Raw genomic sequence first — 22093 nt, forward strand, 5'->3', positions numbered from 1 at the left:
GGGGCCGGGGGCCGCCCCCGCCCCCCCCCGGGGGGGGGGGGGGGGGGGGGGGGGGGGGGCCGCCCCCCCCCCCCCCCCCCACGTCCGGGGGTACGGCCGCGAGCGCCGCGGCCACGGAGTGCTGCCGCTCGGCACCGCCGGCGACGACGGTCACCGGCGCGACCGGAGCGAGCAGGGCGCGGACCGCCTCGACCTCCGCGGCGGGCGCGGCGACGACGATCAGGCGCACGGAAGGGGCTGCCGCGACGCGGCGGACGGCGTGCACGAGGAGGGGCTCGCCGGCGAGCAGGCGTAGCGCCTTCGGCCCACCCGGGCCCAGGCGAAGGCCGGCACCCGCAGCCGGAACAAGGACCGCGACGTCACCGCGAGCATTGAGCTGCGCGGTCACGTCGCGGTCCTGTTCGGCTGGTAACACAGGTGGGGGTGGGGCAGAGGTGGTGGGAACGTCAGGCCTCGGTGAGAACCTTGTCGAGGAGAACTTCCGCCTCGTCCTTGGTGCTCTTCTCGGCGAGGGCCACCTCACCGACGAGGATGTCGCGGGCCTTGGCGAGCATGCGCTTCTCCCCAGCCGAGAGACCACGCTCACGCTCGCGACGCCAGAGGTCACGAACGACCTCGGCTACCTTGAGCGGGTTACCGGAGGCGAGCTTCTCAAGATTGGCCTTGTAACGCCGCGACCAGTTGGTCGGCTCCTCGGTGTGCGGCGCGCGGAGGACGTCGAAGACCTTGCCCAGGCCTTCCTCGCCGACCACTTCACGCACGCCGACGATCTCGGCGTTCTCAGCGGGCACACGGACCGTCAGGTCGCCTTGGGCGACCCGCAGGACGAGGTAAAGCTTCTCCACGCCCTTGATAGTTCTAGTCTCGATTGCCTCGATGAGTGCGGCCCCGTGGTGGGGGTAAACAACGGTCTCGCCGACACTGAAAACCATAGGTTCGAAACCCCTTTCGCTGTGTCTAGGGTAACACGCTCAGGCAGCGATGTCCCACCCCGGCCGTGACTGTTAGTGCAGCTCAGAGGGCCTGTGAGCCGTCTTTCTACCGCTTGACATGCGAGCAAAGACCTGCCTCGGTCACCGAGGGTGACTGCACCGTAACGACTCGAACCAGCGAGTCGGAAATTCCGGACCTGAAGCCTTTGCGAGGTCAAGCTTATCGCTTGGGACCGGGAGCGCCCACTACTGGCGGTCGGCCCCTCGGGTGGGGGAGGCTGGACGAAGGTCCCCGGCCACGCGAGACTCGTCGGCAGGGGGGAGGGTGAATCGTGGGCAGTTTGAGCGACAACGGCGGCAACTGGCCGCCCGACGGCGGTTCCCCTGACGGCCTGCCGGACCTCCCCGAGGAGTGGGGCGTCATCGTCATCCCGGACGACCTCTCGGAGCTGTCCGACGAGGTCACCGCCGTCCGCGACGAGCTGCGCCGGTCACAGGGGCGGACCCGCTGGCAGCGCTTCGCCGACCGCCCGGGCATGCGAACCCTGCGCCGCGCCGGCGCCGCCAGCCTCCGCGCCCCGGTCCTGATCATCTCGATGGCGGTGCTGGTGACGGTGGCCAGCCTCTTCGCCTCCGCCTGGCCCGGGCCGGCCCGCTCACCCGCGACGCAGCGCACCGCCACCACGACCGACGACCGCGGCGATACGCTGCCCGCGCTCGAGCTGATCGGCACCGACGGGCGCACCGTCCCGCTCCGGGGGCAGTTGCCGGCCGTGGTCCTGCTCACCGACGGTTGCGAGTGCGACCGGCTGGTCGCCGACACCGCCGCGGCGGTCAGGCCCGAAATCGCCGTTGTGACGGTCGTCTCCGGCGCCGCGTCGGGACAGACCGGCGGCGCACCGCCCACCGGGGCCACCCCGCAGGCGCCGGGCACGCCGGTCCGCGCGCTCCGCGACCCGACCGGCGAACTCCGGGCCGGGTTCGAACTGGGCCCGCCCGACGGCACCGCGGCGGCGCTGCTGGTCAACCGCGGCGGAGAGATCGTCCGCAAGGTGCCCCGGACGGTCTCGATCGAGGACCTCCGGCCCGACCTGGCCCGCCTCTGACGCTGTGTGACGGCCGCGGCACGACGAGCCACGGTCCGGCGGCCGTCAGTAGCCGCGGGTGCGGACGACCCGCCAGCGGAAGACCGCCGGCCCGTCCGTCTCGGCCGACACCGCCATGAAGAACTCGTCCGCCAGCCCAACCGTCAGTTCGACGGGCACCGGCTCGCCCTGGTCGCACGGCACCGCCCGGCCCGAGTCCTCGCCCTGCGTGCTGAGCCGGACCCGGACCTGGCCGTCGCCGATGCAGAGCATCGCCAGCGCGTACGAGCCGCCGCTGACCGACGTGCTGCGCTCGGTGCGCACACCGGCGGCCAGCACCATGGTCTCCGCCTCCGACTGCAGGGTCAGGTCGGGCAGCAGCCGCTCCACGGTTTGGCGGCCCGCCGTGACCGCCGGGTCCTCACCCGTCTCGGGCGCGGCCCGGACGAACCACCCGACCCCGGCGAGCAGCAGGACCGCGGCCAGCCCGTACAGGGTCACGCTCCTGGCCCGGTTCCCCGTCACGCCACCACCCTAGGGCGTCTCCAACAGGACGCCATAAAGCGTCAGCCCGGGCCCGAACGCCAGCAGCACCACGCGCCGGGGCGGCACCGGACGACGCCGGAGCTCGTCCAGCACCAGCAGCACGGTCGGCGACGAGCAGTTCCCGTACGCGGCCAGCACCTCGCGGGAGGCGGCCATCGCCTCGCCCGCCAGCCCGAGCCGCTCCTGCACCACGTCGAGGATCTTCGGGCCGCCGGGGTGCACCGCCCAGCCGTCGACGTCGCCGATCGTCAGGCCGTTGCGGGCGAGCAAATCGTCGACCATGACCCGGACGTGCGCCGACAGCACGTTCGGCACCTGCGCCGAGAGGCCCATGCGGAAGCCGAGATCCGTGACGTCCCAGGTCATGTGCCCGGCCGTCGTGGTGTCGGTGAGGGCGGTGACGTCGCTCACGGCGTACCCGCCGGGGGTCGCTTCCGGGGTGAGCACGACGGCGGCCGCGGCGTCCGAGAAGAGCGCGTGCGAGACGATCTGTTGAATGTCCGCCCGCGGATCGCTCGGCTGGATGTGCAGGCTGGTCAGCTCGGCGCAGAGCAGCAGCGCCGGCCGCCCGCGGGCGGCGACGAAGTCGGCCGCCGTGCCCAGCCCGGGCAGCGCCGCGTAGCAGCCCATGTGCCCGACGAAGAGGCGCTGCAGCGACGCCGCCATGCCCAGGTCGCGGGCCAGCAGGATGTCGATGCCCGGCGTCGCGTAGCCGGTGCAGGAGCAGACCACGAGCAGACCCAGCTCGTCGGCGGCGATCCCGGCCTCGGTGAGCGCACGGCCGACCGCCTCCTTGGCCAGCGGCATGGCCTCCACCTGGTAGCGGCGCATCCGGCGCTCGGTCGACCAGCCGGAGATGTCCTCCAGCAGCGGGCTGACCGCGGCCTGCCGGGTGCGCACGCCGGAGTTGGCGAAGATCCGCTCGGCCAGGCCCCGGCGGCCGCCCGCGTAATGCCCGGAGAAGAAGCTCTCCCACAACTCGCTCTGCGCCGCCGACGGCGGCCGTGCCGTGCCTACCCCCGCGATGATTGCCCGACCGATTCTCTTCACTTGTGCCTCCCCGGTACCGACCCGCCGAACTGGTCCCTACCCACGCCGCGGATCACCACCGCGGGGCCGATCCTTGCGAGTCCGGATCACCTCCGAGCGCCTCGACGCCGAGCCAGTCCGCGCACACGTCCGACGTCGCGGGCTGCAGCGAGCCGGCCCGGGCGTCGCGGTAGAGGCGTTCCAGCGGATGCCCGCGCCGCATCGCCGAGGTGCCGGCGGCCTCGAGCATCGATGCGGCCACCTCGGCCGCGGTGGTGCCGGCGACCAGCTTGGCCCGCCACACCCAGCGGTTCGTCACGGTGTCGCCGGGATTCTCGTCGACGCGCCGGGCCGCCTCCATGACCGTCAGGTGAGCCGCCGCGACCGCCGCGTCCGCCCGGCCGATGCGGGCGCGCACGGCCGGGAGATGCCCCAGGTTGCGCGCGTTGACATGCTCGACGGCCGCGTCGACCGCCGCCCGGGCCACGCCGACGTAGACGGCCGCGTAGCTGGCCACCATCCACTGCGGAGCGAGCTGGGCGATCACCACCGCCAGCCCCTCGACCCCGCCGAGCAGCGCCGTCCGCGGCACGGTGACATCGACGTGCACGTCGTGCGAACCGGTCGCGCGCATGCCCAGCGCGTCCCAGGTCGGCTCGACCGTCAGCCCGTCGCCCGCGGGTACCAGGAACTGCGACACCTGCGCCGGGTCGGCCGCGCTGCGGGCCGCCACCAGGTAGGCGTCCGCGTGGCCCGAGCCCGAGCAGAACGTCTTGGCGCCCTTGATGTGGAAGCCCTCGTCCGTCGGCTCGTACGTGGTGGTCAGCTGCGTCAGTCGGGAGCCGGCGCCGCGCTCGCTCATCGCCACCGCGTACCAGCTGCCCTCGGCCGCCGCCCGCAGATAGCCGTCGCGGGCCTCGAGCGCCTCGCCCGGCAGGCCCAGCGCGTCGGCCAGTTCATCGGTGACGCCGCTGAGCGCGCCGGTGACCGAGGCGTGCATGTTGAAGATCAGGGCGGTCGCGCCGTTGCCGCGGGCCAGCTCGTACGCGATCGACGCGTAGTCCGCGAAGCCCGCGCCGGCCCCGCCGAGGCGCTCCGGGACCATCAGTCCGAACAGGCCGGAGCGGCGCAGGTCGGCGAAGTCGTCCGCCGGGAACGAGCCGTCCCGGTCATGATCGGCCGCCCGCGCCGCGAACCTGGGCGCGAGCCGTCGTGCCTCCTCCGCGGTCACTCCCGCTCCTCACCCTGTTTGCGGCCAATTCCCTGGTAGACCACCGCGGTGGACCGGGACGGGATCATCCGGCCCAGCGGCCGGGGCCAGGTGCCGTTCGGCAGGAACAGCCACCGGAGCAGCCCGACGGCGCTCGGGCGCAGCCCGCGGACCCGCAGCCGGACGCCGTGCTTCGCGCACTCGGCGGTCAGCTCACCCGGGTCGACGAACAGGTCGGGATCGTGGATGCCGATCGGGGCCACGCCGAGCCGCTCACCGAGGGTCACCGTCACGAACCGGCTCACCCGGGTGTCGTTCACCGTGTCCAGCACCAGCAGCCCGCCCGGACGTAACACCCGGCACAGCTCGGCCACCGCGACCGGCAGGTCGCTGACGTGCTCGAGGACCTCGCCGGCGACCACCACGTCGGCCGCGCCGTCCGCCAGCGGCAGGGCCGTCACGTCGCCGGTCACCGGGGTCACCCCGCGGTCCGCCGACTGCTCCAGCCCCGAGCGGCGCAGATCCACGCCCACGTGCCGGTAGCCGAGGCGCTGCACGTGCGGGGCCAGCAGGCCGCCGCCGCAGCCCGCGTCGACCAGCACCTCGCCGGGTCGCCCGGCCGGCGGCACCAGTGCGCCGCGGGCCGCGGCCAGCCAGTGCAGGAGTTCGAAGGTGCCGCCGGGCCGCCACCATTCACCCGCCAGGTCGTCGTACTGACGGGGATCGTTGCGGGGCAACAGACGCATGGGATCGAGCGTGGCATGCGCGGGTAACAACCACCACACTGCTTTCATGTCCGGATCGGTCGCTCTGCTCAAGGCCTCACACCCCGAACCGGGCGGAGCCGTCACGCTTGCCATGACCCTGCTCGCCGTCGGCGTCGGGCACCGGGGCTGGAGCGTGCTGGGCGTCACCGCCGCGATCGGCGCGACCCAGCTCTCCGTCGGCTGGGTCAACGACTGGCTGGACGCCGACCGGGACCGGCTGGCCGGGCGCGCCGACAAGCCGGTGGCCTCGGGCGCCGTCTCCCGCCGTACCGTCGGAATCGCGGGCCTGGCCGCGTCGGTCGCCGTTCCCCTGCTGGGTCTGCCGTTCGGCCCGGCCGCCACGGTCTGCATCACCCTGGTCGGCGTGTTCGCGCTGCTCTACGACTGGCCGTTGAAGTCGACCCCGCTGTCGGTGCTGCCCTACCTGGTGGCGTTCGGCCTGATGCCCGCGTTCGTGGTGATCGCGCTGCCCGGCCACCCCTGGCCGCCTGCCTGGCTGGTCGCGGCGGGCGCGCTGCTCGGCGGCGGTGCGCACTTCGCCAACGTGCTGCCGGACCTCGACGACGACGCCGCGACCGGCGTCGTCGGCCTGCCGCACCGCATCGGCGCGACCGGGTCGCAGGTCGCGGCCGGGTGCCTGCTGCTGGCGGCGACCCTCACCCTGGTCCTCGGGCCACCCGGGCCGCCGTCGTGGGCGGGCGTCGCGGCCGCCGCGGCCGCCGTCGTGGTCCTCCCCCTCGGCTGGTACGCGGGCCGGCGTACGCAGCGCCGGGGTTCGCGGCAGGTGGCGATGTTCCGGTCGGTCATCGTCGTGGCCCTGCTCGACGTGGTCCTGCTCGTCTTCAGCGGCCGGGTGCTGTGAATGGACGGGTCGGCGTACGCGCCGGATCTACGCCCTCTAGGCTGATCGCGAGCCTTTATCTGGAGAAGCCGCGTTTCTTGGAGGACTGTGATGCGCTCGCTGGGATCCCGCCGCGCCGCCCTCGCCACGGGTGTCGCCGCGGTGGCCGCCGTCGCGCTCGCCGGCTGCAGTGCCGGCCAGGTTGCCGAGACCGCGAACAAGAAGCCCTCGAACATGGGTGTCAACGCGGCCAACTCCGACGGCAGCATCTTCATCCGCAACCTCGCGGTGCAGTACCCCGGCACGACGGGCTACAAGGCCGGCGAGAACGCACCGCTGGAGCTGGCCCTCTTCAACCAGACCAGGCAGGCGATCACGGTGACCGTGACCAGCCGGCCCGCCGCCACCGACGCCGAGGCCGCGGAGGGAGCCGAGACCGTCTCCGCGCGCTCCGTCGGCCTGACCGGCGGGGTCGCCGCGTCCGCGAAGCCCTCGGCGTCCGCGCCGGAACCGTCCGCCAGCGGTTCGCCGGGCGCCGAGGTCCCCGGGCAGGAGCCCAGCGCCGGCCAGTCGCCGTCCGCCGCGCCACGGCCCGCCGGCCCGGTCTTCCGGCCGGCGAAGATCGAGATCGCGCCGCTGAGCTCGGTGACCTTCCTGCCGGGTGACGTCGTGCAGCTGCAGGCCATCGGCCTCACCGGCAAGCTGAGCTCGGGTCAGGCGCTGAACCTGGTCTTCTCGTTCAGCAACCGCGCGGACGAGCTCGTGGTTCAGGCACCGGTCGGCACCCCGCTCGTCCCGGCCTCACGCGCCCCGGGCGAGGGGACGCACGAGAACTCCGAGGAGTAGTCCCCGGTTTGTCGTACCACCGGGCTAGCGTGACTGCGTGACGACTTCCCGCACCCCGTCCCGCGCCCGCTCTGAGCCGCGACCTGCCTATCAGTGCGACGCGTGCGGCCACCAGCCACCCAAGTGGCTCGGCCGCTGCCCGGAGTGCAACGAGTGGGGCTCGATCATCGAGTCCACGCTGACCGGTCCGGTCGTCGCCGGCCGCGTGGTCAGTTCCCGGCTGCCGTCCGAGCCCGCCCGTCCCATCGCGACGATCAGTGCCGCCCCCGCCAAGGCGGTGCCCAGCGGCGTCAGCGAGCTCGACCGGGTCCTCGGCGGCGGGCTGGTGCCGGGTGCCGTGGTGCTGCTGGCGGGCGAGCCGGGCGTCGGCAAGTCGACCCTGCTGCTCGACGTCGCACAGCAGTGGGCGGCCGGCACGAGCACGCCGTCGCTCGTCGTCAGCGGCGAGGAGTCGGTCAGCCAGGTCCGGCTGCGCGCCGAGCGGCTCGGCGCCCTGCACGACAACCTCTACCTCGCCTCCGAGAGCGACCTCGGCGCGGTGCTCGGCCACCTCGACGCGGTCAAGCCCGGCCTGCTCATCATCGACTCGGTGCAGACCATCTCCGCGCCCGGCACCGAGGGAGTGCCCGGCGGCGTGACCCAGGTCCGCGCGGTGACCGCCGCGCTGGTCAGCATCGCCAAGGAGCGCGGCGTCGCCACCGTCCTGGTAGGGCACGTCACCAAGGACGGTTCGGTCGCCGGACCCCGGGTCCTCGAGCACCTGGTCGACGTGGTGCTGCACTTCGAGGGCGACAAGCACTCGTCGCTGCGCCTGGTGCGCGGCGTGAAGAACCGCTACGGCCCGGCCGACGAGGTCGGGTGCTTCGAGATGCACGAGAGCGGCATCGTCAGCCTCGCCGATCCGTCCGGGCTGTTCCTGACCCGCTACAACGAGCCGGTGCCCGGCACCTGCGTCACGGTGGCGATGGAGGGCCGGCGGGCGATGGTGACCGAGGTGCAGGCCCTGATCGGCGCCCAGGTGCAGGGCTCACCCCGGCGGACGGTGTCGGGCCTCGACAGCGCCCGGCTGGCCATGGTGCTGGCGGTGCTGCAACGCCGGATGGAGAAGATCAAGCTGCACGACCGGGAGGTCTTCGCGGCCACCGTCGGCGGCATCCGGGTCACCGAGCCGTCGGCCGACCTCGCGATGGCGCTCGCGGTCGCGTCCGGCGCCCTCAACCTGGCGATGGCGCCGCACCTGGTGGCGATCGGCGAGGTCGGGCTGACCGGGGAGGTGCGCCGGATCGGCGCGGTGGGCCGGCGGCTGGCAGAGGCGGCCCGGCTCGGGTTCCGCTTCGCGCTCGTCCCGCCCGGCTGCGGACCCGGCGAGGCGGACAGCCCGCCCAAGGGCATGCGCGTCGTCGAGGTCGGCGACCTGCAGACCGCGGTGCAGTGGGCGGCCCGGGCGTCAGCCGAATGAGTCTCGCCTTCCGGTTACATCGAGTGACGGCAGATAACGCTATGGAGCATCGACCGAACCGCGACTCGTTGACCTGGATGGCAGTCCGTAGAATGTACAGGTGCCGCTCGACCGCGAGGCCTCATCCCACCGCTATGCCGGCAATGCTGCCGGCATCAACGGTTCGGCAGCCCGTCCGATGACCTCCACGACGCCGGGACTCACCGGCGGCGGAGTCAGCGGCGATCCGTTGCGCGCCAACCTCGCGCTGATGGCGCCGGGCACCGCGCTGCGCGACGGCCTCGAACGCATCCTCCGCGGCCGCACCGGCGCGCTGATCGTGCTCGGCTACGACGCGGAGGTGGAGACGCTCTGCACCGGCGGGTTCGCGCTCGACGTCGAGTTCTCCGCGACCCGCCTGCGTGAGCTGTGCAAGATGGACGGCGCGGTCGTGCTCTCCAGCGACGGCACCCGCATCGTCCGCGCAGCCGTGCACCTGATGCCCGACCCCGGCATCCACTCCGAGGAGTCGGGCACCCGGCACCGCACGGCCGAGCGCGTCGCCAAGCAGTCCGGCTTCCCGGTGATCTCGGTCAGCCAGTCGATGCACATCATCGGCCTCTACGTGAACGGCCAGCGCCACGTCCTGGACGACTCGGCGGCCATCCTGTCCCGCGCCAACCAGGCCCTGGCCACCCTCGAGCGCTACAAGCTGCGCCTGGACGAGGTCTCGGGCACGCTGTCGGCGCTGGAGATCGAGGACCTGGTGACGGTCCGCGACGCGGTCGCGGTCGTGCAGCGCCTCGAGATGGTGCGCCGGATCGCCGACGAGATCTCCGGCTACGTGGTCGAGCTCGGCACCGACGGCCGGCTGCTCGCCCTGCAGCTGGACGAGCTGATGGCCGGCGTCGACTCCGACCGCACCCTGGTCATCCGCGACTACCTGCCGACCGGCCGCAAGGCCCGCACGCTGGACGAGGCGCTGGTCGAGCTCGACCTGCTGACCGCCACCGAGATGATCGACCTGGTCGCGGTGGCCAAGGCGATCGGCTACGCGGGCGCCTCCGACGCGCTCGACGCCGCCGTCAGCCCGCGCGGCTTCCGGCTGCTGGCCAAGGTGCCCCGGCTCCCGGCGCAGATAGTCGAGCGGCTGGTCGACCACTTCGGCAGTCTGCAGCGCCTGCTCGGCGCGACGGTGGAGGACCTACAGGCGGTCGAGGGAGTCGGGGATGCCCGGGCCCGCGGCGTCCGCGAGGGCCTGTCCCGCCTCGCCGAGGCCTCGATCCTCGAACGCTACGTCTGACCTCACCCGCCGATACCCGGAAGCCCGGTTGCACCCGCTCGACCTCGACGGGTTGGGCCTCGCCGCCGAGGCGTCCGGCCCTTCGACCAGTGGTGGCGCTCCGCGGACACGGCGGTGCGGCTCTTCGCCGGGTGGACCGGCGACCGGCCCCCGCACCACGGGCCTCATGGCCTGGCGCCGGGATCCGCGCCGGGTCGCGTCAGGCGGTGATGTCGAGCGCGACCGGGGCGCTGACCTTCGCGCCCAGGCGGCCGCGCACCTCGTACAGGCCCGCGGCCGGCGCGGTGCCGGCGGCCAGGCCGGCCGAGCACCTGTTCGACTGCCGGCCGTTCCAGGTCACGTTGTAGACGCGTTCGTTGTTCGGCGGGAACGGACGGACCTCGGAGCCCTTGACGGTGCTGCAGGCGTCCGACGACCACAGCTTCTTCGTGCCCTGCTCGATGTAGAGCTCCTGCAGGTCGGCGCCGACGTCCCGGGAACACGTACGGTCCGAGATGTTCTTGATCTTCAGTCGGAGGGCCAGCGGCACGCCGCGGCGCACGGTCGTCGCCTCCGGCACCGGGGTCACCGACATCTCCTCATCGGTGCAGGTGCCGCCCGCGGGCGCGTTGACGTTCGTGTCGCCGCCGACACCGGTGCCGGTGCCCGCCGATGGGGCGGTGCCCACGCCGGTGCCGGTCAGTTCGCCCGGGTCCGGCAGGGACGGGTTGCCCGCGCCGGGGCCCGGGTCGGTGAAGGAAGGCTCCTCGTCCGGCGTCGATGCCGCGGGAGCCGGGGCCGGCGCCTTCGATGACGTCGCGCCCGTGCCGCGCCTGTCGTCCTCGTCCCCGCCGGAGCAGGAAACGAACAGCACGATGACACCGAGCAGCAGTGCACCGAGCACCACAGCACGACGCCGCCAGTACACGGCGGCAGGAAGGGGACCAACCGTCGCACGCATGATGGGTTGCACCGTACGCCCAGGTGCCCGTCGCGGCGCCGCGACGCGCCGGTTCCGCGACACCGACTCGCCGACAGATCGTTAGAGATAGACCTTGCGCTGGTACACGGCGTGCGCGCCGGCGACCCGATCGAGGAAGAGTTTTCCGGCACAGTGATCGATCTCGTGCTGCAGGGCCCGCGCCTCGAACGCGTCGGTGGTCAGCACGACCGCTTCACCCGTACCCGGCAGGACGGCCTCGACCACGACGCGGCCGGCGCGTTTCACGTCGCCGGTCAGGTCCGGCACGGACATGCAGCCCTCCCGGCCCAGCCGCCAGCGGCTCGCCTCAACGACCCGGGCGTTGCACAGCACGAACGTGCCGTGCGAGGTCGCCGTCTTCGGGTGCTGCGTCACGTCGACGGCGAAGACCTGCACGCCGACGCCGACCTGCGGCGCAGCGAGGCCGACACAGCCGGGCGAGACCCGCATGGTGGCGACCAGATCCGCGGCGAGCTGCACGACCTCGGGATCCTGCGGGTCGACCTCGGCACCGGCGCCGCTCAGCACGCCCGCCGGGGCGGTCACCACGGGCAGCACCTTGCCGTCGACGCCGAGCAGGTCGGGCTTCCAGTCGGCCAGGACGTCGCTCATAAGAGGTCCGACTCGGCGCGGCGCAGCGTCACCTCGACGCCCAGCTCGTCCGCCGCCTCGGCGAGGCGGGCCGCGAGGTCGCCGGCGACTCCGCGCGGCACGTCGACCTCGGCGATCAGCACGTAGAGCGGGCCGGTCAGCCGGGTGGTGAGGTCGGTGATGTTCCCACCGGCCGCGGCGACGACCCGGGTGACGGCGGCGACGATCCCGAGGCGGTCGGCGCCGTGCACGCTGACCAGGTACGGCTCGCCGGCGACCTCCGCGTCCGCCTCCTGCTCGACCACCCGGACGGTGGAGATCAGGTCACTGAGCGGCGCCAGGGCCTTCTCGACGTCGCCGGCGGCGGCTCCGGTGCAGATCAGGGTCATGGCGAAATGGCCACGCAGCCGGGTCATCGTGGAGTCGGACAGGTTCGCCCCGACGCCGGCGAGCGCCTCGGAGACGTCCGCGATGATGCCCGTCCGGTCGGTACCGATGACGGTGATGGCAAGCTCGTTCACCCCGGCATCTTAAGCTGGGCGGGCTATGACGCTCGCCGACTCGGTCATCCAGTGGTACGACAAAAATGCCCGCGACCTGCCCTGGCGGGTCCCCGGTACCAGCGCCTGGGCCGTGCTGGTCAGCGAGGTGATGCTCCAGCAGACGCCGGTCGTGCGGGTGACGCCGGCCTGGCACGCCTGGATGCTGCGCTGGCCGGACCCCGCCGCGCTGGCCGAGGATCCCCCGTCCGAGGCGATCCGAATGTGGGGCCGGCTGGGGTACCCGCGCCGGGCGATGCGGCTGCACGCGTGTGCGGTGGCCGTCATGGAGCGGCACGGCGGGCGGGTGCCGGACGATCTCGATCAGCTGCTCGCGCTGCCCGGTGTCGGCACCTACACGGCCCGGGCGGTGGCGACCTTCGCGTACGGGCAACGTCACCCGGTCGTGGACACCAACGTGCGCCGGGTCGTGTCGCGGGCGGTCGCGGGTGACCCGGACGCGGGACCGGCGACGACGACGGCGGACCTGGCGGCGATGGCCGAGCTGCTGCCGCTCGAGCCGGCGCGGGCGGCCCGGGCGAGCATCGCGTTCATGGAGCTGGGTGCGATCGTCTGCACGGCCCGCTCCCCGCGCTGCGTGGACTGCCCGCTGGAGGCAGTGTGCGCGTGGCGCCGGAGCGGGGCGCCCGCTCCCGTGGGCCCGACCCGCAAGCCGCAGAAGTACGCCGGCACCGACCGTCAGGTTCGGGGCCTGCTGCTGGAGGTCCTGCGGCACGCCACCGGTCCGGTGCCGCGGCAGCGGCTGGACGCGGTCTGGGTCGACGAGGTGCAGCGGGCGCGCGCCCTGGCCGGGCTGGTCGCGGACGGCCTGGTCGAACCGCTCGACTCGGACGCGGACCGCTTCGTGCTGGCCGGCGACCACCCGCCCCGCTTCCCGCCACTGACCTGATCGTCGACCCGGGTCGCCGACGCCACCTTTCGGTCCGCCGCGCTACCGGGCGGGCGCCGTGGTCGACGCGGCGATCGTCGCCGCCAGGTCCGGCGGGAGCGGGTAGGGCCGCTCCGGGGGCACCAGCGCCGGGTCCCGGGTGGACCGAACCCGGTGTGCGAGTTCGGTGACGTCGCTGATCGCCACCGTCCACTCGTCCACGTAGCGGCCTGCCGCCTCGCCGCCGAGGCCGAGCTGCAGCGACCGATGGGGCAGCGCCCCCAGCTGGATCGACCGTTCCGGGTCCCACTGCACCCGGACCGGGCTGCGCCGCAGCCGCCGCGACCACTCGGCGCGGTTCTCCGCGCCGCCGTGCTCGTAGGAGCTGAGGCACGCGTGGGCCAGCGCCCACTCGAATCCGGCGCGGGTGATCTCCACGGCGAGCACCCGCTCCTGGCCCGGCTTCGCGCCCCAGCCGCAGCGGTACATCATCCACAGGAACGACGGCTTGATCCACGTCATCCGCTCGCGCTTGAACGGCGGCACGAAGCGTCCCGCGCGGACCGCCGGCTCCGCGATGTCCGCACGGTAGGCCTGGTAAACGGTGATCGTCTCTTCGGTGTAGGCGGCTCGGACCTGGCGCCGTGGCACTTCCATGCGGAAATGATCAGGCAGTACGGCATGCCGGAGCCAGCCGTTTACGCGCGAAACGGCCCGGCGCCGAGGCGCCGGGCCGTTTCTCAGTCGGTGCTCTCTACTCCTCCGCGGAGGCCGCGCCGAGGTCGGCGGGCACCGCGTCGGGGACCACGGAGCCACGGTCGGCTCCCGTGAAGGTCAGCTTGGACTGCTCGATGTTCTCCGGGTCGCCCTCGCAGTCCACCACCACGATCTGGCCGGGGCGCAGCTCGTTGAAGAGGATCTGCTCGGAGAGGGTGTCCTCCAGGTCGCGCTGGATCGTCCGGCGCAGCGGCCGGGCGCCGAGGACCGGGTCGAAGCCCTTCTTCGCCAGGTACTTCTTCGCGTTGTCGGTCAGCTCGAGGCCCATGTCCTTGTTCTTGAGCTGGGTCTCGATCCGGGCGGTGAAGATGTCCACGATGTGCAGGATCTCGTCCTGGCGCAGCTGGTGGAAGACGATCGTGTCGTCGATGCGGTTCAGGAACTCCGGGCGGAAGTGCTGCTTCAGCTCGTCGTTGACCTTGACCTTCATCCGGTCGTAGTTGCTCTCCACGTCCTCGGACGCCTGGAAGCCCAGCGACACCGCCTTGGCCACGTCGCGCGTGCCGAGGTTGGTGGTCAGGATGATCACCGTGTTCTTGAAGTCCACGATGCGGCCCTGACCGTCGGTGAGGCGGCCGTCCTCCAGGATCTGCAGGAGCGTGTTGAACACGTCCGGGTGCGCCTTCTCGATCTCGTCGAAGAGGACCACCGAGAACGGCTTGCGGCGGACCTTCTCGGTCAGCTGGCCGCCCTCGTCGTAGCCCACGTAGCCGGGAGGGGCACCGACGAGCCGGGACACCGTGTAGCGGTCGTGGAACTCGGACATGTCGAGCTGGATCAGCGCGTCCTCGGAGCCGAAGAGGAACTCCGCGAGCGCCTTGGAGAGCTCGGTCTTACCGACGCCGGACGGGCCGGCGAAGATGAACGAGCCCGAGGGGCGCTTCGGGTCCTTCAGGCCGGCGCGGGTACGCCGGATCGCCTTCGAGACCGCCTTGACCGCGTCCTCCTGGCCGATGACCCGCTTGTGGAGCTCGTCCTCCATGCGCAGCAGCCGGGAGGTCTCCTCCTCGGTCAGCTTGTAGACCGGGATGCCGGTCCAGTTGCCCAGGACCTCGGCGATCTGCTCGTCGTCGACCTCGGACACCACGTCCAGGTCGCCGGCCTTCCACTCCTTCTCCCGCTGCGCCTTCTGCCCGAGGAGCTGCTTCTCCTTGTCACGCAGCTGCGCGGCCCGCTCGAAGTCCTGCGCGTCGATCGCGGACTCCTTGTCGCGGCGGACCTGGGCGATGCGCTCGTCGAAGTCGCGCAGGTCCGGCGGCGCGGTCATCCGGCGGATGCGCATCCGGGCTCCGGCCTCGTCGATCAGGTCGATCGCCTTGTCCGGCAGGAAGCGGTCCGAGATGTAGCGGTCGGCCAGCGTCGCCGCGGCCACCAGGGCGGCGTCGGTGATGCTGATCCGGTGGTGCGCCTCGTAGCGGTCGCGGAGACCCTTGAGGATCTCGATGGTGTGCGCCAGCGACGGCTCACCCACCTGGATGGGCTGGAAGCGGCGCTCGAGCGCGGCGTCCTTCTCGAGGTGCTTGCGGTACTCGTCCAGGGTGGTCGCACCGATGGTCTGCAGCTCACCACGCGCGAGCATGGGCTTGAGGATCGAGGCGGCGTCGATGGCACCCTCGGCGGCACCCGCACCCACCAGGGTGTGGATCTCGTCGATGAACAGGATGATGTCGCCGCGTGTGCGGATCTCCTTGAGCACCTTCTTGAGGCGCTCCTCGAAGTCACCGCGGTAGCGGGAACCGGCGACCAGCGCGCCGAGGTCGAGCGTGTAGAGCTGCTTGTCCTTGAGCGTCTCGGGCACCTCGCCCTTGACGATGGACTGCGAGAGCCCCTCGACGACGGCCGTCTTGCCGACGCCGGGCTCGCCGATCAGCACCGGGTTGTTCTTGGTGCGGCGGGAGAGCACCTGCATGACCCGCTCGATTTCCTTCTCCCGGCCGATGACCGGGTCGAGCTTGCCCTCGCGGGCGGCCTGGGTCAGGTTGCGTCCGAACTGGTCGAGCACCAGGCTGGTCGACGGGGCTGCCTCGCCCGCGGCGGCGCCGGCGGCGGCCGGCTCCTTGCCCTGGTAGCCGGAGAGCAGCTGGATGACCTGCTGGCGGACCCGGTTGAGGTCGGCACCGAGCTTGACCAGCACCTGGGCGGCTACGCCCTCGCCCTCCCGGATCAGCCCGAGCAGGATGTGCTCCGTGCCGATGTAGTTGTGGCCGAGCTGCAGGGCCTCGCGAAGCGAGAGCTCCAGCACCTTCTTGGCCCGCGGCGTGAACGGGATGTGCCCGCTCGGCGCCTGCTGGCCCTGGCCGATGATCTCTTCGACCTGCTGCCGGACCCCCTCGAGGGAGATGCCGAGGCTCTCGAGAGCCTTCGCGGCAACGCCTTCGCCCTCGTGGATCAGGCCGAGCAGGATGTGCTCTGTCCCGATGTAGTTGTGGTTGAGCATCCGGGCCTCTTCTTGGGCCAGGACGACAACCCGTCGCGCTCGGTCGGTGAACCGCTCGAACATGCCCTCGTGCTCCTCACGTGCCGTGCGCCAATGAACTGGCGGGGCCAGCGCACGGGTATCGGTGATGCCCGTGCTCTCCTACTCTATCGCCGTCGGGAGACTCTGCTGGGCCCTCGAGCCCTCTCGGGACGTCCTGCGCCGATGTTCTCCCCAACTTCGCACGCTCAACGGCTGTTCCCCACCCTTGGGGAGTACGCGCACAGCGAAATCCAGTGCCTGACCGGCTCCGTCCACAGCCTGTGGACAACGTCTTCCGCCCTGTGGATAACTTACGCAGAATCGGCGGGGAGCGAGTGAAAAGCAGCGGGGCCCGCGGCGCTTGACGCGCCACGGGCCCCGCTTCGCCTCGTACCGGCTCAGCGGCCGGGTCCCTTCACGTGGAACTCATCCACGATCTCCTGCGGGATCCGGCCCCGGTCGGAGATGTCCTTGCCGGCCTTCTTGGCCCACTCCCGGATCGCCTTGTTCTGCTCCCGGTCGGCGGTCGCACCGCCACGGCCGCGGGCAGCGCGCCCGCCGACGACGACACCACCACGCGCGGCCTTCGAACCCGCGCCCACGTACGGCGCGAAGACTTCCCGCAATTTCGCCGCGTTCTTGTCGGACAGGTCGATCTCGTACTGAATGCCGTCGAGGGCGAACTTGACCGTCTCCTCGGCGTCACCGCCGTCGAGGTCATCGACCAGCTTGTGAATGATCTGCTTGGCCACGCGCCGTTATCCTCTCGAACACAGGTTCTCTCTCCACGCAATCACGAGAACAATAACGCGCGTGCCGCGTGATCCGTCAATGGCGGGTAGTCGATTGACGAGGACGCGATGCAAATCGTGTGCCCGCGGCTACTCCGGGCGCACCAACGGGAACAGGATCGTTTCGCGAATGCCCAGGCCGGTCAGCGCCATCAGTAGCCGGTCGATTCCCATTCCCATCCCGCCGGCGGGCGGCATTCCGTACTCCATCGCGCGCAGGAAATCCTCGTCGAGCCGCATCGCCTCCGGGTCGCCACCGGCGGCGAGCAGCGACTGTGCCGTGAGCCGCTCGCGCTGCACCACGGGGTCGGTCAGCTCGGAGTAGGCGGTCGCCAGCTCGAAGCCCATGACGTAGAGGTCCCACTTCTCCGTCAGCCCCGGCGTCTCGCGGTGCGCCCGGGTCAGCGGGGTCGTCTCCTCCGGATAGTCCCGCACGAACGTCGGCTCCTGCAGCGTCGGCTGGACGAGGTGCTCGAAGAGCTCCTCGGCCAGCTTGCCCGGCCCCCACTTCGGGTCCACCGAGAGGTCATGCTTTTCCGCGTACCGCTGCAGCTGCGCCAGGTCGGTACCGACGGTCACTTCCTCGCCCAGCGCCGCGGAGAGGGAACCGAACACGGTGATCGATCGCCACTCGCCGCCGAGGTCCAACTCGGTGCCATCGAAGTGGGTGACGACGTGTGATCCGGAGATCGCCTCAGCGGCCTCCTGAATCCACTCGCGCGTCTGCTGCTGCATCACGTTGTAGTCGGCATACGCCTGGTACGCCTCGAGCATCGCGAACTCCGGCGAGTGCGTGGAATCCATGCCCTCATTGCGGAAGTTGCGGTTGATCTCGAAGACGCGTTCGATGCCGCCGACGACGGCGCGCTTCAAAAAGAGTTCCGGAGCGATACGCAGATAGAGATCTATATCGAGTGCGTTGCTGTGCGTCACAAACGGGCGAGCGGTGGCGCCACCGTGCAGCAACTGCAACATCGGCGTTTCCACTTCGAGATAATTGCGCCCGTAGAGCGACTCGCGAAGGCTCCGTACCGTAGTCGCCCGGGCCCGGACGATCTCACGGGCCTGCGGGCGGACGATCAGGTCGACATATCGCTGCCGGACCCGGGTCTCCTCGCCCAGCGGCCGGTGCGCCACCGGAAGCGGGCGCAGGGCCTTGGCCGTCATGGTCCAGGAGTCGGCGAGCACGGAGAGCTCACCGCGGCGGCTGGTGATCACCTCGCCGGCGATGCCGACCAGGTCGCCCAGGTCGACGACGCGCTTCCACTGCTCGAGGGCCTCGGCGCCGACCTTGTCGAGGGACAGCATGGCCTGCAGCTCGGTGCCGTCACCGTCGCGCAGCGTCGCGAAACAGAGCTTTCCGCCGTTGCGCACGAAGATCACCCGGCCGGTGATGCCGACCTTGTCCCCCGAGGCGGTGTCGGTCGCCAGGTCCGCGTACCTGGTCCGGAGCTCGGCGAGCGTCGCGGTGCGCTCGAAACCGACCGGGTACGGCTCGACGCCCTCGGCCAGCAGCCGGTCCCGCTTCGACCGGCGGACCCGCATCTGTTCGGGAAGGTCCTCGGCGGGGTCAACGGCTGCGGGGTTCTGCTCGGTCACGGCACGACTCTCTGTGGAAGACGACATCTCAGGGTTCCGGAAAGCCTACTAAGCCGGTCTCAGACGTTCCGCTCATATACCATCCGCAGCCCGATCAGCGTGATCATCGGCTCGTGCGCGGTGATGGTCCGGCACTCGTCCTTGACCAGCCAGGCGAGCCCGCCGGTGGCGATGACCGAGCGGACGCCGCCCAGCTCGGCGGTCATCAGGTCGACGATCCGGTCGACCTGACCGGCGACGCCGTAGTAGAGGCCGGACTGGAGGCACTCGACGGTGTTCTTGCCGATCACCGAGCGCGGCTTGGCCGGCTCGACCTTGCGCAGCTGGGCGGCGCGGGCGGCGAGCGCGTCGAAGGAGATCTCGATGCCGGGCGCGAAGGCACCGCCGAGGAACTCGCCACGGGCGCTGATCACGTCGAAGTTCGTCGTGGTGCCGAAGTCCACCACGATCGAGGGACCCCCGTAGAGCGCGTGGGCGGCGAGGGTGTTGACGACGCGGTCGGCGCCGACCTCCTTGGGGTTGTCGATGGCGAGCTGCACCCCGGTCTTCACGCCCGGCTCGACGATGACGTTCGGCAGGTCGGCGTAGTAACGCCCGAGCATCGTCCGTAACGAGCGCAGCGCGGCCGGAACGGTCGAGCAGGCCGCCACCCCGGTGATCTCCACCGCGTCCCCGGCGAGCAGGCCGCGGAACATCAGGCCGAGCTCGTCGGCGGTGGACCGGGCGTCCGTCTTGATCCGCCAACTGTGGACGAGTTTATCCCCGTCGAAGGTGGCGAGGACGGTGTTCGTGTTTCCGATGTCGATGCAGAGCAGCACGGGGGGAGCCTAACCATTCGAAGGTACGGGCGTTGGCGTCACCGACCGCGACACCGGCGACCATGCCACCGGGCCGGCGGTAACGGCGCGTGGGCCGCCCACCCCGGCCCCGGCTCACCCCGCGGAGATCAGCGCGCGCGGAGGTCCATCGCGATGTCGAGGATCGGGGACGAGTGGGTCAGGCCGCCGACCGAGAGGTAGTCGACGCCGGTCGCCGCGTAGGCCTTCGCGGTCTCCAGCGTCAGGTTGCCGGTGGCCTCCAGCTCGGCCCGGTCGCCGACCGCCGCCACCACCTCGCGCAGCAGCTCCGGCGCCATGTTGTCGCAGAGCAGGAAGCCGGCGCCCGCCTCAACCGCCTCCTCGGCCTCGGCCAGCGTCGTGACCTCCACCTGGACGGCGACGTCCGGGAACGTCGAGCGGACCAGGCGGTAGGCCGCGGTGATGCTGCCGGCCGCGAGCTTGTGGTTGTCCTTGATCATGGCGACGTCGTAGAGGCCCATGCGCTTGTTCGTGCCGCCGCCGGCACGCACCGCGTACTTCTCCAGGACGCGCAGGCCCGGCGTCGTCTTGCGGGTGTCCAGCACCGTCGCCTTCGTGCCCGCCAGCTCGTCGGCCCACCTGCGGGTGTGCGTCGCGACGCCGGACATCCGGCAGAGCAGGTTGAGCGCCGTGCGTTCGGCCGTGAGCAGCGACCGGGTCTGGCCGGTGACCACCGCGAGGACGTCGCCGCGGACCACCCGGGCGCCCTCCTCGACCCGCTGGTCGAACTCCGCGGTGCCGCCGGAGGTCGCCGCGAAGACCTGGGCCGCGACCGGCAGGCCGGCCACCACGCCGGGGGCGCGGGCGACCAGCTCGGCCGTGTCGACCTGGCCGGCCGCGATCGTCGCCGCACTTGTCACGTCGCGGGGCGGGTCGCCGAGGTCCTCGGCGAGCGCCGTGTAGACGATCCGCTCCACCTCGGCGAGGTCCAGGCCGCCGGTCACGGGTCCACCACCGTTGGTCATGCCATCTCCTCGAAGGTCTGGGTCAGGTGGCCGCCGGCGTCGATCGCTCCGAGCAGGTGACCGCGCCATTCGTCCGCCGCGTTCGGGTAGTCCTCGCGCCAGTGGCAGCCCCGCGTCTCGCGCCGCTCGGAGGCCGAGGCGACGAGCGCGCTCGCCACCGTCAGCAGGTTGGTCGCCTCCCAGGCCGCGTTGCGCGGGACCCCGCGCTGCTCGCCGAGGCGGGACAGCTCCTTGGCGGTCACGGCGAGCGAGTCGGCCGAGCGGAGCACGCCGGCGCCGCGGGTCATCGCCCGCTGCAGGTCGCCGCGGATCGCCGGGGCGACCACCCAGCCCGGACCGCCGGCGGGCGGCGCCGGGTCCGCCTGCGGCGGCAGGCCGCGGGCGATGTCGCCGGCGATGCGCCGGGAGAAGACCAGGCCCTCCAGCAGCGAGTTGCTCGCCAGCCTGTTCGCGCCGTGCACGCCGGTGCAGGCCACCTCGCCGCAGGCGTAGAGGCCGGGTATCGACGTGCGGCCGTGCAAGTCGGTGCGGACGCCGCCGGAGGCGTAGTGCGCCGCCGGGGCGACCGGGATCAGCTCGGTCGCCGGGTCGACGCCGGCGGCCCGGGTGGACGCCACGATCGTCGGGAAGCGCTGCTCCAGGAACTCCCTGCCCAGGTGCCGCGCGTCCAGGTAGACGTGGTCGGCGCCGGTGGCCCGCAGCACCCGGTGGATGCCCTTGGCGACGATGTCGCGCGGGGCCAGCTCGGCGAGCTCGTGCTGACCGACCATGAACCGCTTGCCCGCCTCGTCGACCAGGTGGGCGCCCTCCCCGCGCAGCGCCTCGGAGATCAGCGGCCGCTGCGCCGAGGTCACGCTCGCCGTCACGAACGACGTCGGGTGGAACTGGACGAACTCCACGTCGTTGACCTTGGCACCGGCCCGCAGCGCGAGCGCGACGCCGTCGCCGGTGGACACCGCCGGGTTGGTGGTGGAGGCGAAGATCTGCCCCATCCCGCCCGTGGCCAGCACCACGGCACGGGCCAGGATCGCGCCGACGCCGTCCTCGCTGCCCTCGCCCAGGACGTGCAGGGTGATGCCGCAGGCCCGGCCGTCGGCCGCGCGCAGCAGGTCCAGCACCAGGGCGTGCTCGACCAGCCTGATCCACGGGTCCCGGCGCACCGCCTCGTGCAGGGCGCGCTGCACCTCGGCGCCGGTGGCGTCGCCGCCGGCGTGCACGATCCGGTCGGCGCGGTGGCCGCCCTCGCGGGTCAGCATCAGCGACCCGTCGACGTTGCGGTCGAACTCGGCCCCGATCCGCATCAGCTCCCGGATCCGCGCCGGCCCCTCCTCGACCAGCACCCGCACGGCCGCGGGGTCGCACAGGCCGACACCCGCGATCTCGGTGTCGAAGGCGTGCGCCTCCGGGGTGTCGAGGGGGTCGAGCACGGCCGCGATGCCGCCCTGCGCCCACCGGGTCGACCCGTCGTCGATGTTGACCTTCGTGACGACGGTGACGTGCAGGCCCGCCTCGCGCAGGTAGAGCGCGGCGGTGAGGCCCGCGACGCCGGAGCCGACCACCAGCACGTCGGTGGTCTCGGTCCAGCCGGGCTCGGCGGCGGCCAGCCGGCGCGGCAGCACCGGAAGGTCGGCAAGATGCGACATGGCCTCAGTCAACCCCGCCGGTACGA

21 protein-coding genes and 1 pseudogene are annotated in these 22093 nt (G+C 72.1%); 6 read left to right on the forward strand and 16 right to left on the reverse strand.

Annotated features, from left to right (window positions below; translation table 11 throughout):
- Nucleotides 1-79: 79 nt before the first annotated feature.
- A pseudogene (locus AB0B58_RS10250) lies at nt 80-388 on the reverse strand (2-C-methyl-D-erythritol 4-phosphate cytidylyltransferase); the annotation flags it as partial.
- Between the two features lie 58 nt (nt 389-446).
- Nucleotides 447-932 (reverse strand): CarD family transcriptional regulator, encoded by a 486-nt coding sequence (locus tag AB0B58_RS10255; protein ID WP_184988251.1) that lies wholly within the window; start codon nt 930-932, stop codon nt 447-449.
- A 332-nt stretch (nt 933-1264) separates the two neighbouring features.
- Between AB0B58_RS10255 and AB0B58_RS10260 the strand changes: the two genes are divergently transcribed.
- Complete coding sequence (locus AB0B58_RS10260; protein WP_360220684.1) at nt 1265-2038, forward strand: hypothetical protein; 774 nt, start codon at nt 1265-1267, stop codon at nt 2036-2038.
- Nucleotides 2039-2083: 45 nt separating this feature from the next.
- Here AB0B58_RS10260 and AB0B58_RS10265 read toward each other — a convergent pair whose 3' ends face one another.
- The 4 genes from AB0B58_RS10265 to AB0B58_RS10280 form a co-directional block, all read right to left on the reverse strand.
- Entirely contained in the window at nt 2084-2542 is a 459-nt protein-coding gene (locus tag AB0B58_RS10265; RefSeq protein ID WP_360220687.1) for a DUF6023 family protein, read from the reverse strand.
- Between the two features lie 9 nt (nt 2543-2551).
- Nucleotides 2552-3604, reverse strand: a complete 1053-nt coding sequence (locus AB0B58_RS10270) for a type III polyketide synthase (protein ID WP_360220933.1) — start codon at nt 3602-3604, stop codon at nt 2552-2554.
- Between the two features lie 61 nt (nt 3605-3665).
- Nucleotides 3666-4823: an acyl-CoA dehydrogenase family protein gene (locus AB0B58_RS10275; RefSeq protein WP_360220690.1), complete on the reverse strand. Its 1158-nt coding sequence runs from the start codon at nt 4821-4823 to the stop codon at nt 3666-3668.
- Nucleotides 4820-5548, reverse strand: coding sequence for a methyltransferase domain-containing protein (locus AB0B58_RS10280; protein ID WP_360220693.1), 729 nt, complete (start codon nt 5546-5548; stop codon nt 4820-4822). The genes AB0B58_RS10275 and AB0B58_RS10280 overlap by 4 nt, the downstream gene beginning before the upstream one ends.
- Before the next feature lie 46 nt (nt 5549-5594).
- Here AB0B58_RS10280 and AB0B58_RS10285 point away from each other — a divergent pair, with 46 nt between their 5' ends.
- From AB0B58_RS10285 to disA, 4 genes are all read left to right on the forward strand, one after another.
- Nucleotides 5595-6431 carry a UbiA family prenyltransferase gene (locus AB0B58_RS10285; protein WP_360220696.1) on the forward strand — a complete coding sequence of 279 codons (837 nt, stop codon included), beginning with the start codon at nt 5595-5597 and terminating at the stop codon, nt 6429-6431.
- 90 nt (nt 6432-6521) lie between these two features.
- Complete coding sequence (locus AB0B58_RS10290; RefSeq protein WP_360220699.1) at nt 6522-7256, forward strand: hypothetical protein; 735 nt, start codon at nt 6522-6524, stop codon at nt 7254-7256.
- A gap of 37 nt (nt 7257-7293) precedes the next feature.
- The gene (radA, locus tag AB0B58_RS10295; RefSeq protein WP_360220702.1) at nt 7294-8715 is read left to right on the forward strand and encodes a DNA repair protein RadA; all 1422 of its coding nucleotides are present in this window, start codon (nt 7294-7296) and stop codon (nt 8713-8715) included.
- A 178-nt stretch (nt 8716-8893) separates the two neighbouring features.
- Nucleotides 8894-9997, forward strand: coding sequence for a DNA integrity scanning diadenylate cyclase DisA (gene disA / locus AB0B58_RS10300; RefSeq protein ID WP_360220705.1), 1104 nt, complete (start codon nt 8894-8896; stop codon nt 9995-9997).
- A gap of 199 nt (nt 9998-10196) precedes the next feature.
- Here the strand turns inward: disA and AB0B58_RS10305 are convergent, their stop codons facing one another.
- The 3 genes from AB0B58_RS10305 to AB0B58_RS10315 all read right to left on the reverse strand — a co-directional run bounded on the left by AB0B58_RS10305 (nt 10197) and on the right by AB0B58_RS10315 (nt 12070).
- Nucleotides 10197-10880, reverse strand: coding sequence for an adhesin (locus tag AB0B58_RS10305; RefSeq protein WP_360220708.1), 684 nt, complete (start codon nt 10878-10880; stop codon nt 10197-10199).
- Nucleotides 10881-11018: 138 nt separating this feature from the next.
- The gene (locus AB0B58_RS10310) at nt 11019-11570 is read right to left on the reverse strand and encodes a peptide deformylase (protein WP_360220711.1); all 552 of its coding nucleotides are present in this window, start codon (nt 11568-11570) and stop codon (nt 11019-11021) included.
- A complete protein-coding gene (locus AB0B58_RS10315) occupies nt 11567-12070 on the reverse strand; it encodes an ACT domain-containing protein (RefSeq protein ID WP_360220714.1) in 504 nt (167 codons plus the stop codon). The genes AB0B58_RS10310 and AB0B58_RS10315 overlap by 4 nt, the downstream gene beginning before the upstream one ends.
- A gap of 25 nt (nt 12071-12095) precedes the next feature.
- Here AB0B58_RS10315 and AB0B58_RS10320 point away from each other — a divergent pair, with 25 nt between their 5' ends.
- The gene (locus AB0B58_RS10320; protein ID WP_360220717.1) at nt 12096-12998 is read left to right on the forward strand and encodes an A/G-specific adenine glycosylase; all 903 of its coding nucleotides are present in this window, start codon (nt 12096-12098) and stop codon (nt 12996-12998) included.
- Nucleotides 12999-13040: 42 nt separating this feature from the next.
- Here AB0B58_RS10320 and AB0B58_RS10325 read toward each other — a convergent pair whose 3' ends face one another.
- From AB0B58_RS10325 to AB0B58_RS10355, 7 genes are all read right to left on the reverse strand, one after another.
- On the reverse strand, nt 13041-13634 hold the full coding sequence (locus AB0B58_RS10325) for a DUF4291 domain-containing protein (protein ID WP_360220720.1): 594 nt from the start codon (nt 13632-13634) through the stop codon (nt 13041-13043).
- 97 nt (nt 13635-13731) lie between these two features.
- Nucleotides 13732-16254: an ATP-dependent Clp protease ATP-binding subunit gene (locus AB0B58_RS10330; protein WP_360220723.1), complete on the reverse strand. Its 2523-nt coding sequence runs from the start codon at nt 16252-16254 to the stop codon at nt 13732-13734.
- A 356-nt stretch (nt 16255-16610) separates the two neighbouring features.
- Complete coding sequence (locus AB0B58_RS10335; RefSeq protein ID WP_184988208.1) at nt 16611-16964, reverse strand: Lsr2 family protein; 354 nt, start codon at nt 16962-16964, stop codon at nt 16611-16613.
- 129 nt (nt 16965-17093) lie between these two features.
- Nucleotides 17094-18602, reverse strand: coding sequence for a lysine--tRNA ligase (gene lysS / locus AB0B58_RS10340; RefSeq protein WP_360220727.1), 1509 nt, complete (start codon nt 18600-18602; stop codon nt 17094-17096).
- A gap of 59 nt (nt 18603-18661) precedes the next feature.
- On the reverse strand, nt 18662-19420 hold the full coding sequence (locus AB0B58_RS10345; protein WP_360220730.1) for a type III pantothenate kinase: 759 nt from the start codon (nt 19418-19420) through the stop codon (nt 18662-18664).
- A gap of 128 nt (nt 19421-19548) precedes the next feature.
- Entirely contained in the window at nt 19549-20424 is an 876-nt protein-coding gene (gene nadC / locus AB0B58_RS10350; RefSeq protein WP_360220733.1) for a carboxylating nicotinate-nucleotide diphosphorylase, read from the reverse strand.
- On the reverse strand, nt 20421-22067 hold the full coding sequence (locus tag AB0B58_RS10355) for an L-aspartate oxidase (protein WP_360220736.1): 1647 nt from the start codon (nt 22065-22067) through the stop codon (nt 20421-20423). The genes nadC and AB0B58_RS10355 overlap by 4 nt, the downstream gene beginning before the upstream one ends.
- Nucleotides 22068-22093 lie beyond the last annotated feature (26 nt).

This window comes from Actinoplanes sp. NPDC049118, from assembly GCF_040648555.1.
GTDB lineage: Bacteria > Actinomycetota > Actinomycetes > Mycobacteriales > Micromonosporaceae > Actinoplanes.